The sequence below is a fragment of the Kitasatospora sp. NPDC059817 genome (genome assembly GCF_042731835.1).
Taxonomy (GTDB): domain Bacteria; phylum Actinomycetota; class Actinomycetes; order Streptomycetales; family Streptomycetaceae; genus Kitasatospora.
In genome coordinates, this window is record NZ_JBHWIR010000018.1 from 1 (window position 1) to 14,694 (window position 14,694).

The following is a 14,694-nucleotide window of genomic DNA, read 5'->3' on the forward strand; positions in this document are numbered from 1 at the left end:
CCGGTGATCCCGGGAGCGGGCGGCCCGCCGTCGTACCGGCCCCGGCGCAACGGCGCCGGGCGTGCGGCTCCCCGGCTTACGGCTCCCGGGCTTACGGCTCCTGGGGGAGCAGCACCCAGAGGGCCAGGTAGACCAGGCACTGGAGCCCGGGCAGGATGATCGAGATCAGGAAGATCAGTCGCACGGTCCACGGCGTCACGCCGTGGCGCTCGGCGAGCCCGGCGCAGACGCCGGCGATGACGCGGTTGTGACGGGGACGGGCGAGACGGGCGCTCATGGGTCAACTCCGTGTCGTGGCACCCGATCCGGCCGATCCGGCGGGCTTAATTTCCACTCTCCGCCACCGCGCTCCCGGAAACGTCCACCTGGCAGTCGATTCGCCACCCCGCCGACTCGCCGGTGAGGCGTAGCCGGGTGTCGGGGTCCGTCTCAGGGTCGCCCGGAGGCGGACGCCCCAGGTGGCGCCCGCGCGGCGGCGGGAAAGCCCGTTGCGGTCCGGCGACGGTCCGGTCTAGCCTTCCGGCAACACGTCGAGGGAGACGAGTACCTCCGGGCCCCGTGGGTCGAGAGAGCCGCCGGCAGCTGTGAAGGCGGCCCTGCGTCCCGGAGCGAAGACACTCCCGAGTGCGGGGAGGAAATGCCCCGCCGGCCGGCCCCCGTCAACGGGCCGCAATGAGGCCGCCGCCCGTGCGGGCGGCGGCGAAAGTGCGGTGGCACCGCGAGTTGCCCTTCTCGCCCGCACTCCGAAGGGATCACCACGACGCCCCTGGAGGGCCGCGATGATCCACCCGACGACCCGTGTCCTGGCCGCCGAACTACCCGGCCACGTCGGCGAATCCGTAGAGATCAGTGGCTGGCTGCACCGCCGCCGCGCACTCAAGTCCGTCACCTTCCTGGTGATCCGGGACCGCTCCGGACTGGCCCAGGTGGTCGCCACCGGCGCGGGCCCCGACCTGCCGGAGGAGACCGTCCTGCGGATCCGCGGCACCGTCACCGCCAACCCGCAGGCGCCGGCCGGCGTCGAGCTGACCTCGCCCACCGTCGAGGTCCTGTCCAGCCTCGCCGAGGCGCCCCCGGTCAGCCTGTTCCGGCCGACCGTCGAGGCCGCCCTCCCGGTGATCCTCGACGGCGCCCCCGTCACCCTCCGCCACCCGCGCCTGTCCGCCCTGCACCGGATCACCGCGGCCTCGGTGGGCGGGTTCCGGGCCACCCTCGACGGCCTGGGCTTCACCGAGATCCAGACCCCGAAGGTGGTCTCCTCGGCCACCGAGTCCGGGGCGAACGTCTTCGCGCTGGACTGGTTCGGCCGCCCCGCCTACCTCGCGCAGTCGCCGCAGTTCTTCAAGCAGGCGATGGTCGGGGTGTTCGAGCGGGTCTACGAGACCGGGCCGGTGTTCCGGGCCGAACCGCACGACACCGCGCGGCACTTGGCGCAGTACACCAGCCTCGACGCGGAACTCGGCTTCATCACCGACCACCGCGAGGTGATGGCCGTGCTGCGCGAGGTGGTCGCCGGGATGGTCGCCTCGGTGGCCGAGCGGTCCGGCGCCGCCGTCGACCTGCTGGAGGTGAAGCTGCCCGAGGTCCCGGCGGAGATCCCGCAGCTCCACTTCGCCGAGGCGATGCGGCTGTTGGGCGTCGACGAGCCGGACCTCGCCCCGGCGCACGAGCGGTGGCTCAGCGAGTGGGCGCTGCGCGAGCACGGCAGCGAGTTCCTGTTCGTGGTCGGCTACCCGATGCGCAAGCGGCCCTTCTACACCCACCCGGAACCGGGCCGCCCGGAGTACTCCAACAGCTTCGACCTGCTCTTCCGCGGGCTCGAACTGGTCACCGGAGGCCAGCGGCTGCACCGGCACGAGGACTACCTGGCCGCGCTGGCGGCCCGGGGCGAGCCGGTCCAGCCGTACGAGGGCTACTTGCGCTCCTTCGCGCACGGGATGCCGCCGCACGGCGGGTTTGCGCTCGGGCTGGAGCGCTGGACGGCGCGGCTCACCGGCACCGACAACATTCGCCGGACCACGCTCTTCCCGCGCGACCTGCACCGCCTGACGCCCTGACATCCGACCCCGGCGGGCGGGGGGCACCGGACGGACCGGAGCCCCCCGCCCGCCGGCGGCGGATCAGCAGGCGGCTACTGCGCCTGCCCGGACTGCCCGGCCGGCGGCACCGGCTGCGCGTACGGGTTGTCCGGCACGGGCTGCGCCGGCGGAGCGTACGGCGCACCCTGCGGCGCGGCGCCCTGCGGCGGGACGGGCTGGTCGTACGGCGCCGCCTGCGGGGCGTTGGGGTCGTACGGCGCCGGCTGCGGGGCCGGCTGCTGGTTCTTGGCGTTGCCGCGCTCGACGATCGCCTTCACGGAGCTGGCGATCAGCGCGATCGGGAGGATGAACGCCTTGAGGAAGATTTCGTACCGGCCGCCTTCGAAGACGAACGCGAGGTAGTAGGCGTACCCCAGGAATCCGAGGCCTGCGAGGACGTTGAGGATCCGCCAGCCGACCTTCAGGCCGCTACCGGGATTGACCGCTCCGAGGACCAGCATGGCGGCACCGCTGATCGCGAGCGCGACGACGTACCAGGAGAAAAGCGGCTCGGCGCTGAAATTGAGATTGTTCAAGGGGGGATTCCTGTGGGACGGGGGATAAGACGGTGAAGCCTTTGGGGCGACAGCGCAGGTTACCGGAGGCGGCCGACATTCGGCGTCGCCTTTTCATCACGGAGTCGTCGCACCCCGACGGAACGGCAATTGACGGGGTGGGAAATGACTGACTATGAGGTGCTGCGGGTCTTTTGCGGCCCCGGCGGCGAGTGCGGGAACGCACTCGCCGTGGTGCGGGAGGGCGGGCCTCAGCGGGTGGGGGGCGTGGGCTCGGCGTAGGCGCGGGCGCGCGCGACCGGCGGGCCGACCAGGGTGGTCACCTTCGGCGCGGGCGCGGGCGCGGGCGCGGGCACCGGCATCCGGACCCGCGGCCGCCGGTCGCGCAGCAGCCGCCGCAGGCCGGGGACGAGGGCCAGGTGGGTGATGGCCACCCCGATCACGGCGAGCAGTATGTGGTCGACGTTGAGGACGTGCCCGGGCGTCCAGGAGGAGAGGAACTCCAGGCCGGTCGCCAGCAGGGCGGAGGCGCCGGTGGTGCGTAGGAAGGACGGCAGCCAGGGGGCCCGCAGTCGGCCGCCGGCCAGCGGGAGCAGCACGCCGAGCGGGGCCAGCAGGAGGAATTCGCCGACCACCTGCCAGCCGGTGGAGGAGCGGAGGGAGGCCAGCGGCGTCAGGTTGGTGTCGTACACCCAGGGAACCGGCAGCGGCCTCAGCACCACCAGCCAGAGGACGAGGGCCAGGTGACAGGTCAGGCCCGCCAGTCCGGCTGTTCGAAGGGGACGGTGGACGGCCGCCGCCGGCCGGTTCCTGGTCCGTGCGCCGGAACGCTCGTCGCGTGTCCTGGTGCCATCTCGCTGCACGGGGGGAAGGACGTGGACCGGTGGCGCGGTGGTTCCCCCCGGGCGTGAACATTCCGGGGCGCGCCCCCGGTCGCCCCGCCGCCCCGGGGCCGAACGGCGGGGCGACAGGCAGACAGGCAGACAGGCAGACGGACGACGGGCAGGCGGGGCTACCGGCAGGGTGCCGCGGTCGGCACCGCGCCGAACACGTTGTCGGCCGGCGGGGTGGCGGGCACCACCGTGGGCGACGGGCTCGGGCTCACACCGGCCTTGGCGGCGCCGCGGGCCGGCGGGGTCGGCGTGGGCGCCGACGGCGTGGCCAGGGCGGTCGGTATGTGCGGGGCGGTCGGGCAGGCCGTCCGGCTGGCCGGGGCGCCCGCGTCCACCGGGACGGCGGTCGGCCGGATGCCGCAGCCGGAGGCGAGCGCGAGCAGCAGCAGGGCGCCGGCGGTGCGGCGCAGGGCGGTGCGGGTGGGGGCGGTCACGTGGCGTCCTTGTCCTGGGCGGAGTCGCCGACAAGGCCGTCACCGGTCTCGCCCTCGTTCGGCGGAGGCGGCGGGGCCAGCGGCAGCGTCAGCGTGAACACCGCCCCGACCTCCCCGTTCGCCGCCGTGATCGTGCCCCCGTGGATCTGTGCGTTGGCCATCGCGATCGACAGCCCCAGGCCGCTGCCCTCCGAGCGGGCCCGTCCCCGGTCCGCCTTGTAGAACCGGTCGAAGACGTGCGGCAGCACGTCCTCGGGGATGCCCGGGCCGCTGTCGGAGACCTCGATGACGACCGAGCCCGCGGTCTGCCGGACCTTGACCCGCACCGGGGAGCCGCCGTGCTTGAGCGCGTTGCCGATCAGGTTGGCGAAGACCACGTCGAGCCGGCGCGGGTCGACCACGGCCAGGATGCCGCGCGGGGCGTCCAGTTCGACGGCGTCGTACCAGGCCCGGCCGTCGATGCAGGACATGATCAGGTCGGCCATGTCCACCTCGTCGGCGACCAGCTTGGCGGTGCCGGCGTCGAAGCGGGTCACCTCCATCAGGTTCTCCACCAGGTCGGACAGCCGCCGCGTCTCGCTGACCACGAGCCGTACGGCCGGCGCGATCATCGGGTCCAGCGACTCGGCCTCGTCCTCCAGGATGTCGGTGACGGCGGTCATCGCGGTCAGCGGCGTGCGCAGCTCGTGCGACATGTCGGCGACGAACCGCCGGCTCTGCGCCTCGCGCGCGCTCAGCTCCTCGACCTGCTCGTGCAGCGACTCCGCGGCCCGGTTGAACGTCCTCGCCAGGTCCGCGAGTTCGTCCCCGCCCTCGACCTCCAGCCGGGTGTCCAGGTGTCCCTGGCCGAGCCGTCGGGCGGCGTCGCCGAGCCGCTTGACCGGCCGCAGCACGGTCGACGAGGCGGCCTGGGCGAGCAGCGCCGAGCCGATCAGAGCGAGCAGCGTGGCGATGGCCAGCGACCAGCCCAGCGTGTTGAGGTCCTTGCGTTCGTTCTCCAGCGACTTGAACATGTACGCCGTCGGGCCGGTCGGCACCACCTTGGTGCCGCCGATCAGGAACGGCTGGCCCGCCAGGTTCTGCCGCTGCCAGTACAGGTGGTACGGGTACGGGTTGTTCTCGGTGACCTCGCGCTGCCGGGCGACGGTGGACTGCAGCGCCGCCGGGACGTCGGCCAGCGTGAACTGCCCCGGGTCGGAGGAGGCCGTGCACTCCGGGTGCGCCGGGTCGGCCACGACCACGTCGTAACTCAGCCCGGAGCTGGCGACGGTGGACGCGAGCGCGGTCAGGTCCGGGCAGCTCGCGTTCAGCGGCAGCTCGGAGACGTTGCGGCTGAGCGAGACCCGGAAGTCGTTGAGCGCGGTGTCCTGGGCGCGCTTGAGCACCGCGTCGCGGTTCAGCCAGTAGGCGATGCCGGAGGCCGAGACGGCGGCGAGCAGCGCGACCGCCGCGAACACCGCGATCAGCCGTACCCGCAGGGAGCGCAGCCTGCGCCACGGGCCCGCGGCGAAGCGGCGGGCCGTCGTCTGATGATCAGTCACAAGAGCCTGTCGTCGTACGGAAGTTCAGGGAGTTCAGGAATTTCGGGCAGCCCAGGCGGATCGGGCGGGCGGCAATCAGGAGGACGGGAAGCAGGAGGACGGCAGGCAGGAGGACGGGAGCGGAACTCAGGCCGGCGGGTCCAGCCGGTAGCCCACCCCGCGGACGGTGCGGATCAGGGTCGGCGCGGACGGCACGTCCTCGACCTTCGCCCGCAGCCGCTGCACGCAGGCGTCCACCAGACGGGAGTCACCCAGGTAGTCGTGCTCCCAGACCAGCCGCAGCAGCTGCTGGCGGGAGAGCGCCTGGCCGGGGCGGCGGCTGAGCTCCAGGAGCAGCCGCAGCTCGGTCGGGGTGAGCTGGAGGTCCTGCCCGTCCTTGGTGACGGTCATCGCCGCCCGGTCGATCACCACGGTGCCGTACGCGGAGGAGTCCGAGCTCTCCCGCTCGCCGCGCCGCAGCACGGCCCGGATCCGGGCGTCCAGGACCCGCGGCTGCACCGGCTTGACCACATAGTCGTCGGCACCGGACTCCAGGCCGACCACCACGTCGATGTCGTCCGAACGGGCGGTCAGCAGGATGATCGGCAGCTGGTCGGTGCGGCGGATGCGGCGGCAGACTTCGAAGCCGTCGATTCCGGGCAGCATGACGTCCAGCACGATCAGGTCGGGCCGCTGCTCCTTGAAGAGCCTCAGACCGTCCTCGCCGGAGGCGGCGGTGGCCACACGGTGGCCCTGGCGGGTGAGGGCGAGTTCGAGGCCGGTCCGGATGGCGTCGTCGTCCTCGATCAGAAGGAGGAAAGGCACGGCCCCATTTTGGCCCACTCGAAGCGTCGAATCACCCCCAGGACCGGTCACCGACCGTATGGGAACCGGAAGGAGCACTACCGGCGTCCGGTACGGAGGGAGGCGGACCGGGACGAAAGGCCCGCCCCTGTGACACCCCTGTGACAGTCGGCGGACAGCGTCATCACAACCGGCGGGCAAGATTTTCCATGTCGCCGCAGGACAGCGGGCCAACCCGGCCGGCTGGAAGGCGGCAACAGGAACCGCTCGTACCGACCCAGGGGGCGCACGATGAACGCCATGCTTCAGACCCGGACCAACCCGGCTGTCCGCACCGCGCGTTCGTCAGCCACCGCCCCGCGGACCCGGTACGAGGTCAGGACCGACGAGAACTCCGGTGCCGTGACCGTACGGGGGTGCGCGCACAGCACCGGTGGAAACCCTGTCGCCCGCCGGGTGAGCGGCGGCGCCAGGACGGGGGAGCTGTTCGGGATCGGCCGGGTGGGGAACGCGGCCGACTCCGGCAACACCCTCACGCTGCGGGGGATCCTCCCCGTCCGCGTCGAGGGCAAGGACGCTCCGGCGGGGAACCGGGGCGTCGGCGGGAACGGTCTGCGGACGGTCGGCTCGGGGGAGTCGGCCGGCCGCGAGGCCGCCGGTGCGACGCTGCTGCAGCTGAACCCGGCGGCGGCCCGCACCACCGAGGCGGGACGGGCGGACGCGCAGGGGGAGCACCCGGCCGTCGCGGAGGACCACATCACGGAGTTCACCGCGTACGTGCGTGAGCGCCGCGCCTCCCTGTACGCCACGGCGTACCACCTCACCGGTGACCGCTACGAGGCCGAGGACCTGCTGCAGAGCGCGCTCTTCAGCACCTACCGGGCCTGGGGCCGGATCACCGACAAGGCCGCGGTCGGCGGGTACCTCCGCCGCACCATGACCAACCTGCACATCTCCGCCTGGCGGCGCCGCAAGGTCAACGAGTACCCGACCGAGGAGCTGCCGGAGACGGCCGGCGACACCGACGCGATGGGCGGCACCGAGCTGCGCACCGTGCTCTGGCAGGCGCTGGCGAAGCTTCCGGAGAACCAGCGCACCATGCTGGTGCTGCGGTACTACGAGGGCAAGACCGACCCGGAGATCGCCGACGTGCTGGGGATCAGCGTCGGCACGGTCAAGAGCAGCATCTGGCGGGCGCTGCGCCGGCTGCGCGAGGACGAGCACCTGAACAAGTCGGGCGACACCGTCCGGGCGTTCGGCGAGCTGGTCGCCTGACGCGGACGCGGGTGACGCGAAGGAGTGGAACTCCCGTCGGGGGACGGGTAGCGGACGGTCGCGGTGCGTGGACGCCGGCTCGGGGGAGCGGTGAACACGGGGAGCCCGACGGCCGTTCGGGGAAGGCGACGGGCCCGGTGCGGGGGAGACGCACCGGGCCCGTCGTTCTTCGTGTCTTCGTTCCGCGTCGAGCCCCCGCCCGGAGCCGGCCCACCCGAACGGAGGACGGCCCCAACGGAGGACGGCTCAGACGGAGGACAGCTCCCGCCGCCCGGCCGCGGCACGGATCCGGCGCTCGGCCTCGGCCCCGGCGCACGGGTGGGAGCCCAGGGTGACCTGCCGCCCGACGATGGAGCGCTCGGCGCGCATCAGCCGCCAGCCGCGCCGCAGCAGCACCGGCAGCGACTTGCGGCCCTCCCGGACGTCCCGGCGCAGCCGGCGCCAGGCCGTGGTGAGCGCGCCGTTGCGCAGGCACAGGGCATCGCCGAGCAGGCCCTCGGCGGCGCACTCGGCGGTGATCTCGGCGGCGAAGATGCCCTCGGCGATGAACGCGGGGGCGCCGTCCAGCTCCAGGGCGCGGGTGGCGATCCGGCCGTTGTCCGGGATCGAGTACACCGGGACGTCGGCGCGGCCGGTCTCGTACAGGCTGCGGATCGCGGCGACCGCCTGGTCGCGGTGCCAGGCGAGCGGGGAGTCCCAGTCGACCGCGCCGTCGGGCAGCAGCGGCAGGGTGGGGTCGTCCCCGTCCTTGTAGAAGTCGTCCAGTTGCAGGACCGGCAGCCCGCTGCGCTCGGCGAGCGAGGACTTCCCGGAGCCGGAGGGGCCGGACAGCAGGACGACCCGGGCGTGGGTCGTCGGCACAGGATTCAGCGGGTCGTCACTCACGGGACACCAGTCTGACGCATCCGGGCCCGATGCCGAAACCCGTCGGATCACACCTTCTGCGGGCCCCGCGGATCGGCGAGCCGCAGGACGGCGGCGAAACGGCGTCGAAACGGCACGGAAAGGCGACGGACCCGCGCCAGGGGGGGAGAGGCGCGGGTCCGTCCAATGACCGTCCGGGCCCTGGGGGGGAGAGGGCACTGGGGACGGCCAGTCTGTGGAGTTGTTACTCGGTGTCGACGGGGCGGTCAGATCCCCATCGGGTGCCAGACCGTCTTCGTCTCCAGGAACGAGAGTAGCCGGTCGGTACCGGGCGCATTGGTCCAGTCCTGGGCGAACGGGTCCAGCTCCGGACGGACCACCCTCTTCAGGGTATCCGCAGCGGCCGCTTCCAGCGCCTGCGCCGCGCCGGGGCCGTCGGCGGCGATCGCGCCGGTGAGGTCCACCGCGTTGACGTCCTGGTGCGAGGCCAGGGTGGGCGCGATGTCGGCGGTCCTGCCCGAGATGATGTTGACCACGCCGCCGGGGACGTCCGAGGTGGCGAGCACCTCGCCCAGCGACAGGGCCGGCAGCGGGGCGTCCGCGGCGGCCGCGACCACGACCGTGTTGCCGGTGGCGATCGCCGGGGCGATCACCGAGACCAGGCCGAGCAGCGAGTGCCCGTACCCGGCCTGCGGGGCGACGATCCCGACCACGCCGGTCGGCTCCGGGGTGGAGAGGTTGAAGAAGGGGCCGGCGACCGGGTTGGCGCCGCCCGCGATCTGGGCGACCTTGTCCGTCCAGCCCGCGTACCAGATCCAGCGGTCGATCGCGGCGTCCACCAGCGCGGCGGCCTTCTTCGGGCCGATGCCCTCGGCGGCCGAGACCTCGGCGGCGAACTGCTCGCGGCGACCCTGCAGCATCTCGGCCACCCGGTACAGCACCTGGCCGCGGTTGTACGCGGTGGTGCCGGCCCAGCCCTTGACCGCCGCGCGGGCGGCCAGGACGGCGTCGCGGGCGTCCTTGCGGGTGCCCAGCGGAGCGTTGGCGAGCCACTGGCCCTTGGCGTCCGTCACCTCGTACACCCGCCCGCTCTCGGAGCGCGGGAACTTCCCGCCGACGTACAGCTTGTAGGTCTTGAGGACGTCAAGACGCGTCGCGACATCAGACATCGAGGTAGGCCTCCAGACCGTGGCGGCCACCCTCGCGGCCGTAACCCGACTCCTTGTAGCCGCCGAACGGCGAGGTCGGGTCGAACTTGTTGAAGGTGTTGGCCCAGACCACGCCGGCCTTGAGCCGGCTCGCCGTCCACAGGATGCGCGAGCCCTTCTCCGTCCAGATGCCGGCGGAGAGGCCGTACGGGGTGTTGTTGGCCTTCGCGACCGCCTCGTCGGGGGTGCGGAAGGTCAGCACCGACAGGACCGGGCCGAAGATCTCCTCCTGGGCGATCCGGTGGGCCTGGCTGACGCCGGTGAACAGGGTCGGCTTGAACCAGAAGCCGGTGCCCGGGAGTTCGCACTCGGGCGACCAGCGGTCCGCGCCCTCGGCCTCGCCGGCGTCGGTCAGCTCGGTGATCCGGGCCAGCTGGGCGGCCGAGTTGATGGCGCCGATGTCGGTGTTCTTGTCCAGCGGGTCGCCGACCCGCAGGGTGGACATCCGGCGCTTCAGGGCGTCCAGCAGCTCGTCCTGGATCGACTCCTGGACCAGCAGGCGCGAGCCCGCGCAGCAGACGTGGCCCTGGTTGAAGAAGATGCCGTTGACGATGCCCTCGACCGCCTGGTCGATCGGCGCGTCGTCGAAGACGATGTTCGCGGCCTTGCCGCCCAGCTCCAGCGACAGCTTCTTGCGGCTGCCGGCCAGCTGCCTGGCGATCGCCTTGCCGACCGGGGTGGAGCCGGTGAAGGCGACCTTGTTGACGTCCGGGTGCGCGGTGAGCGCGGCGCCGGTGCGGCCGTCGCCGGTGACGATGTTGACGACGCCCTTCGGCAGACCGGCCTGGCGGCAGATCTCGGCGAAGCGCAGGGCCGTCAGCGGGGTGGTCTCGGCCGGCTTGAGGACGACGGTGTTGCCGGTCGCCAGGGCGGGCGCGATCTTCCACGCCAGCATCATCAGCGGGAAGTTCCACGGGATGACCTGGCCGGCCACGCCCAGCGGGCGCGGGTTCGCGCCGAAGCCCGCGTAGTCCAGCTTGTCCGCCCAGCCGGCGTAGTAGAAGAACCACGCGGCGACGGTCGGGATGTCGAAGTCGCGGGTCTCGCGGATCGGCTTGCCGTTGTCGATCGACTCCAGCACGGCCAGCTCGCGGCTGCGCTCCTGGATGATCCGGGCGATCCGGAACAGGTACTTGCCGCGCTCGCTGCCCGGCAGCGCCGACCAGTCGGCGAAGGCCTTGCGGGCGGCGGCGACCGCGCGGTCCACGTCCTCGTCGGTGCCCTGGGCGAACTCGGCGAGCACCTGCTCGGTGGCCGGGTTGACCGTCTTCAGGGCCTCGCTGCCGGAGGAGTCGACGAACTCGCCGCCGATGAAGTGGCCGTAGGAGGTGGCGATGTCGCCCGCGGCGGCGGGGGACTCGGGGGCCGGGGCGTAGGCGAAGAGGCCGGAGGCCTTCACGGGCTCCTCGATGTTCTTCTTCTTGGCCATGGTGATCAGTCCACCGTCACGTAGTCGGGGCCGGAGTAGCGTCCGGTGGTGAGCTTCTGGCGCTGCATCAGCAGGTCGTTGAGCAGGCTGGAGGCGCCGAAGCGGAACCAGTGCGGGCTCAGCCAGTCGTCGCCGAGGGTCTCGTTGACCATCACCAGGTACTTCATGGCGTCCTTGGTGGTCTTGATCCCACCGGCGGGCTTCACGCCGACCTGGACGCCGGTCTGCGCCTTGAAGTCGCGGACCGCCTCCAGCATCAGCAGGGTGACCGGCGGGGTCGCGTTGACGGCGACCTTGCCGGTGGAGGTCTTGATGAAGTCGGCGCCGGCCAGCATCGCCAGCCAGGAGACGCGGCGCACGTTGTCGTACGTCTGCAGCTCGCCGGTCTCGAAGATCACCTTGAGGTGGGCGCTGGTGCCGTCCGGGCGCTTGCACGCCTCCTTGACGGCGACGATCTCGTTGAAGACGTCGTAGTAGCGGCCGGAGAGGAAGGCTCCCCGGTCGATCACCATGTCGATCTCGTCGGCGCCCGCGGCGACCGCGTCGGCGGTGTCGGCGAGCTTCACCGGGAGGGCGGCGCGGCCGGCCGGGAAGGCGGTGGCCACCGAGGCGACCTGGATGTCGGTGCCCCGCAGGGCGTCCTTCGCGGTGGCGACCATGTCCGGGTAGACGCAGATGGCGGCGACGCGGGGGGTGGTCGGGTCGGTCGGGTCGGGGGTCCTGCCCTTGGCGCACAGGGCGCGCACCTTGCCGACCGTGTCCGCGCCTTCCAGCGTGGTCAGGTCGATCATCGAGATCGACAGGTCGATGGCGTAGGCCTTCGCCGTGGTCTTGATCGAGCGGGTACCGAGGGTGGCGGCACGCGCCTCAAGGCCGACCTGGTCGACGCCGGGCAGGCCGTGCAGGAAGCGGCGGAGCGAGGCCTCGGACGCCGCAACGTCCTGAAGGCCGCTGCCCGCAACGCCGAGGGCATTGGCTGCAACAGTGGACATAGTCACCAGAGCAGCATATCTACGCGCGTAGTCGACCGCTAGGGGGCCTGCCTTTCGTGGCCGGACCGAGACCTCGGGGGGAGGCGGAGGGGCGGCAGGGGGCGTGTACGCGCGGGAGGCGCGGCGACCGGCGACCGGGTGGTCCGGGGGCGGCATTCGATGCCGGACCGAGACCTCTCCGTGGGGGGCATGGGGCAGAATCGACGGCATGACCGATTCCCACGGCAAGCCCCGCAAGGGTTCCGCCGCCCCCGACGGGGATCCCGCGTATGCGGACCGCGTGTACCGCTCTGTCCCCGGTGTGATCTCCGGAGTGCTGCTGCTGGCCGTCGCCGCCTGGCTGATCGGCGACGCGGTGCTGAACGGGACGGGGAAGACGCCGTACGTCTCGCTCGCGGCGGTACCGCTGTTCGCCTTCCCTGTGATCGCCTACACGCTGCGCCCGGCGGTGCTGGCGGACAGCAGCCGGCTGCTGGTGCGCAACCCGTGGCGGACGATCACCGCGCCGTGGGCCTCGGTGGACGCGCTGCGCGCGGGGTACTCGGTCGAGCTGCTGGCCGGGGGCAAGAAGTACCAGGTGTGGGCGGTGCCGGTGTCGCTGCGGCAGCGCAAGCGGGCGACCCGGGCCCAGCAGCGCGGCGGCGCCGAGCACGCCTCCCGGATGGGGATGGTGTTCGGCCGCCAGACCAACCCGGTGGTGCAGGGCTCGCCCGACCCGACCCGCGCCTGGTCCGACCAGGTGACCAACGTGCTCCAGGAGATGGCCGAGCGCAACGCCCGCCGCCCCGACGCGGCCGGCCCGGTCGAGGTGGCGTGGTGCTGGTGGGTGATCGCGCCGACGCTGGCCGGCCTGGCCGCGCTGATCACGGTGATCGCGGTCTGAGCCGAAGCACGCGAGGGGCCCGCCGGTACGCGACCGGCGGGCCCCTTCTCGTACGGGCGGGCGTCAGACGGCGATGCCCGCGGCCTCGGCCAGGTCGCGCTTGACCGCTTCGAGCAGCTCGGCGGCCCGCTCGCGGGTGACGGTGAGGTCGGCGGCGGTGGCGACCGGGAGGACGACCTCCAGGTAGCACTTGAGCTTGGGCTCGGTGCCGGACGGGCGGACCACGATGCGGGCCGAGCGGACGGCCTCGCCGGCCAGGTAGTAGCGCAGGCCGTCGGTGGGCGGCAGCTCGGCGGAGCCCGCCGACAGGTCGTCCGCACGGGTGACCCGGAGGCCGGCCAGGACGGTCGGCGGCTGCTCGCGCAGCCGGCGCATGGCGTCGGCGATCAGCGAGAGGTCCTGCACGCGGACGGACAGCTGGTCGGTGGCGTGCAGGCCGTGCTCCAGCGCCAGGTCGTCCAGCAGGTCGGTCAGGGTGCGGCCGGACGTCTTGAGGGTGGCGGCCAGTTCGGCGACCAGCAGGGCGGCCGTGATGCCGTCCTTGTCCCGGACGCCCTGCGGGTCGACGCAGTAGCCGAGCGCCTCCTCGTAGCCGTAGCGCAAACCCTCGGCGCGGGCGAGCCACTTGAAGCCGGTCAGCGTCTCGGCGTAGCCCAGGCCGGCGGCCTCGGCGATCCGGCCCAGCAGGGTGGCGGAGACGATGGTGGTGGCGAAGACGCCCTCGGCCTTCTTGGCGACCAGGGCCGCGCCGAGCAGCGCGCCGACCTCGTCGCCGCGCAGCATCCGCCAGCCGGAGGTGCCGTTGCCGCTGCCGGCCGCGTTGGCGAGGACCGGGACGGCCACCGCGCAGCGGTCGGCGTCCGGGTCGTTGGCGATCACGATGTCGGGGCCGACCGAGGCGGCGGTGCGGAAGGCGAGGTCCATCGCCCCCGGCTCCTCCGGGTTGGGGAAGGCCACGGTCGGGAAGTCCGGGTCGGGCTCGGCCTGCTCGGCGACGACGGTGGGCGCCGGGAAGCCGGCCCGGCGGAAGGCGGCGACCAGGGTGTCGCGGCCGACGCCGTGCATCGGGGTGTAGACGACGTCGAGGTTGCGCGGGCTGTGCTCGTCGACGATCGAGACGGCCCGGGCCAGGTAGGCCTCGATGACGTCCTCGCCGAGCACCTCCCAGCCGTCCTCGGCGCGCGGGACGTCGTGGAGCGAACTGATCGCGTCGATCTCGGCGGCGATCCCGGCGTCGGCCGGCGGGACGATCTGCGAGCCGTCGCCCAGGTAGACCTTGTAGCCGTTGTCCTGCGGCGGGTTGTGGCTGGCGGTCACGGTGACGCCGGCGGCCGCGCCCAGGTGGCGGACGGCGAAGGCGAGCACCGGGGTCGGCAGCGGGCGCGGCAGCAGCGCGGCGCGCAGGCCGGCGCCGACCACCACGGCGGCGGTGTCCCGGGCGAAGTCGTAGGACTTGTGGCGGGCGTCGTAGCCGATCACGACCAGGTCGCCCAGGTTCTGCTGCTTGACGTAGGCGACCAGGCCGGCGGCGGCCCGGATCACCACGGCGCGGTTCATCCGCATCGGGCCCGCGCCCAGTTCGCCGCGCAGGCCGGCGGTGCCGAACTGGAGCCGGTCGGCGAAGCGCTCGGCGAGGTCCGACCAGGCGAGCTTGCCGTCCGTCTCGGCCGCCGGGTCCTCGGCCCGGGCGAGCAGGGCCGTCAGCTCCTCGCGGGTCTGCGGGTCGGGGTCCTCGGCCAGCCACGTTCGGGCCCGGGCGAGGAGGTCGGTGGTGGTTGCCTGCGTCATGGCTGCCTGCT

The 14,694-nt window shown here is 72.9% G+C and carries 14 protein-coding genes and 1 pseudogene; 4 read left to right on the plus strand and 11 right to left on the minus strand.

All coding sequences use genetic code 11. The features are described 5' to 3' along the window. Positions 1-91: 91 nt before the first annotated feature. Positions 92-277 (minus strand): PspC domain-containing protein, encoded by a 186-nt coding sequence (locus ACFV61_RS06520; RefSeq protein WP_380490446.1) that lies wholly within the window; start codon positions 275-277, stop codon positions 92-94. 502 nt (positions 278-779) lie between these two features. Here ACFV61_RS06520 and aspS point away from each other — a divergent pair. Continuing rightward, positions 780-2,057: an aspartate--tRNA(Asn) ligase gene (gene aspS / locus ACFV61_RS06525; RefSeq protein WP_380490448.1), complete on the plus strand. Its 1,278-nt coding sequence runs from the start codon at positions 780-782 to the stop codon at positions 2,055-2,057. A gap of 74 nt (positions 2,058-2,131) precedes the next feature. Here aspS and ACFV61_RS06530 read toward each other — a convergent pair whose 3' ends face one another. Then, positions 2,132-2,614, minus strand: a complete 483-nt coding sequence (locus tag ACFV61_RS06530; RefSeq protein WP_380490450.1) for a hypothetical protein — start codon at positions 2,612-2,614, stop codon at positions 2,132-2,134. 144 nt (positions 2,615-2,758) lie between these two features. On the opposite strand from ACFV61_RS06530, the pseudogene ACFV61_RS06535 reads away from it, so the two are divergent. Continuing rightward, a pseudogene (locus ACFV61_RS06535) lies at positions 2,759-2,839 on the plus strand (PhzF family phenazine biosynthesis protein); the annotation flags it as partial. A 5-nt stretch (positions 2,840-2,844) separates the two neighbouring features. Here ACFV61_RS06535 and ACFV61_RS06540 read toward each other — a convergent pair. From ACFV61_RS06540 to ACFV61_RS06555, 4 genes are all read right to left on the minus strand, one after another. Beyond that, on the minus strand, positions 2,845-3,456 hold the full coding sequence (locus ACFV61_RS06540) for a VanZ family protein (RefSeq protein WP_380490452.1): 612 nt from the start codon (positions 3,454-3,456) through the stop codon (positions 2,845-2,847). Positions 3,457-3,605: 149 nt separating this feature from the next. Next, complete coding sequence (locus ACFV61_RS06545) at positions 3,606-3,920, minus strand: hypothetical protein (protein ID WP_363369413.1); 315 nt, start codon at positions 3,918-3,920, stop codon at positions 3,606-3,608. Continuing rightward, on the minus strand, positions 3,917-5,461 hold the full coding sequence (locus tag ACFV61_RS06550) for a HAMP domain-containing sensor histidine kinase (RefSeq protein ID WP_063349064.1): 1,545 nt from the start codon (positions 5,459-5,461) through the stop codon (positions 3,917-3,919). The genes ACFV61_RS06545 and ACFV61_RS06550 overlap by 4 nt, the downstream gene beginning before the upstream one ends. 126 nt (positions 5,462-5,587) lie before the next feature. Further along, on the minus strand, positions 5,588-6,265 hold the full coding sequence (locus ACFV61_RS06555) for a response regulator transcription factor (RefSeq protein ID WP_063349065.1): 678 nt from the start codon (positions 6,263-6,265) through the stop codon (positions 5,588-5,590). Positions 6,266-6,856: 591 nt separating this feature from the next. On the opposite strand from ACFV61_RS06555, the gene ACFV61_RS06560 reads away from it, so the two are divergent. Continuing rightward, entirely contained in the window at positions 6,857-7,519 is a 663-nt protein-coding gene (locus ACFV61_RS06560; protein ID WP_107453068.1) for a SigE family RNA polymerase sigma factor, read from the plus strand. Between the two features lie 246 nt (positions 7,520-7,765). Here ACFV61_RS06560 and ACFV61_RS06565 read toward each other — a convergent pair whose 3' ends face one another. The 4 genes from ACFV61_RS06565 to deoC all read right to left on the minus strand — a co-directional run bounded on the left by ACFV61_RS06565 (position 7,766) and on the right by deoC (position 12,012). Further along, positions 7,766-8,404, minus strand: coding sequence for an ATP-binding protein (locus ACFV61_RS06565; RefSeq protein WP_380336031.1), 639 nt, complete (start codon positions 8,402-8,404; stop codon positions 7,766-7,768). Positions 8,405-8,649: 245 nt separating this feature from the next. Then, complete coding sequence (locus ACFV61_RS06570) at positions 8,650-9,552, minus strand: aldehyde dehydrogenase family protein (protein WP_380336034.1); 903 nt, start codon at positions 9,550-9,552, stop codon at positions 8,650-8,652. Further along, entirely contained in the window at positions 9,545-11,020 is a 1,476-nt protein-coding gene (locus ACFV61_RS06575; RefSeq protein ID WP_380485362.1) for an aldehyde dehydrogenase family protein, read from the minus strand. The genes ACFV61_RS06570 and ACFV61_RS06575 overlap by 8 nt, the downstream gene beginning before the upstream one ends. Before the next feature lie 5 nt (positions 11,021-11,025). Beyond that, positions 11,026-12,012, minus strand: coding sequence for a deoxyribose-phosphate aldolase (gene deoC, locus ACFV61_RS06580; protein ID WP_079135833.1), 987 nt, complete (start codon positions 12,010-12,012; stop codon positions 11,026-11,028). 208 nt (positions 12,013-12,220) lie between these two features. Between deoC and ACFV61_RS06585 the strand changes: the two genes are divergently transcribed. Further along, the gene (locus ACFV61_RS06585; protein ID WP_063349070.1) at positions 12,221-12,895 is read left to right on the plus strand and encodes a PH domain-containing protein; all 675 of its coding nucleotides are present in this window, start codon (positions 12,221-12,223) and stop codon (positions 12,893-12,895) included. 63 nt (positions 12,896-12,958) lie between these two features. Here the strand turns inward: ACFV61_RS06585 and ACFV61_RS06590 are convergent, their stop codons facing one another. Beyond that, positions 12,959-14,683, minus strand: a complete 1,725-nt coding sequence (locus tag ACFV61_RS06590; protein WP_380490454.1) for a phospho-sugar mutase — start codon at positions 14,681-14,683, stop codon at positions 12,959-12,961. Positions 14,684-14,694 lie beyond the last annotated feature (11 nt).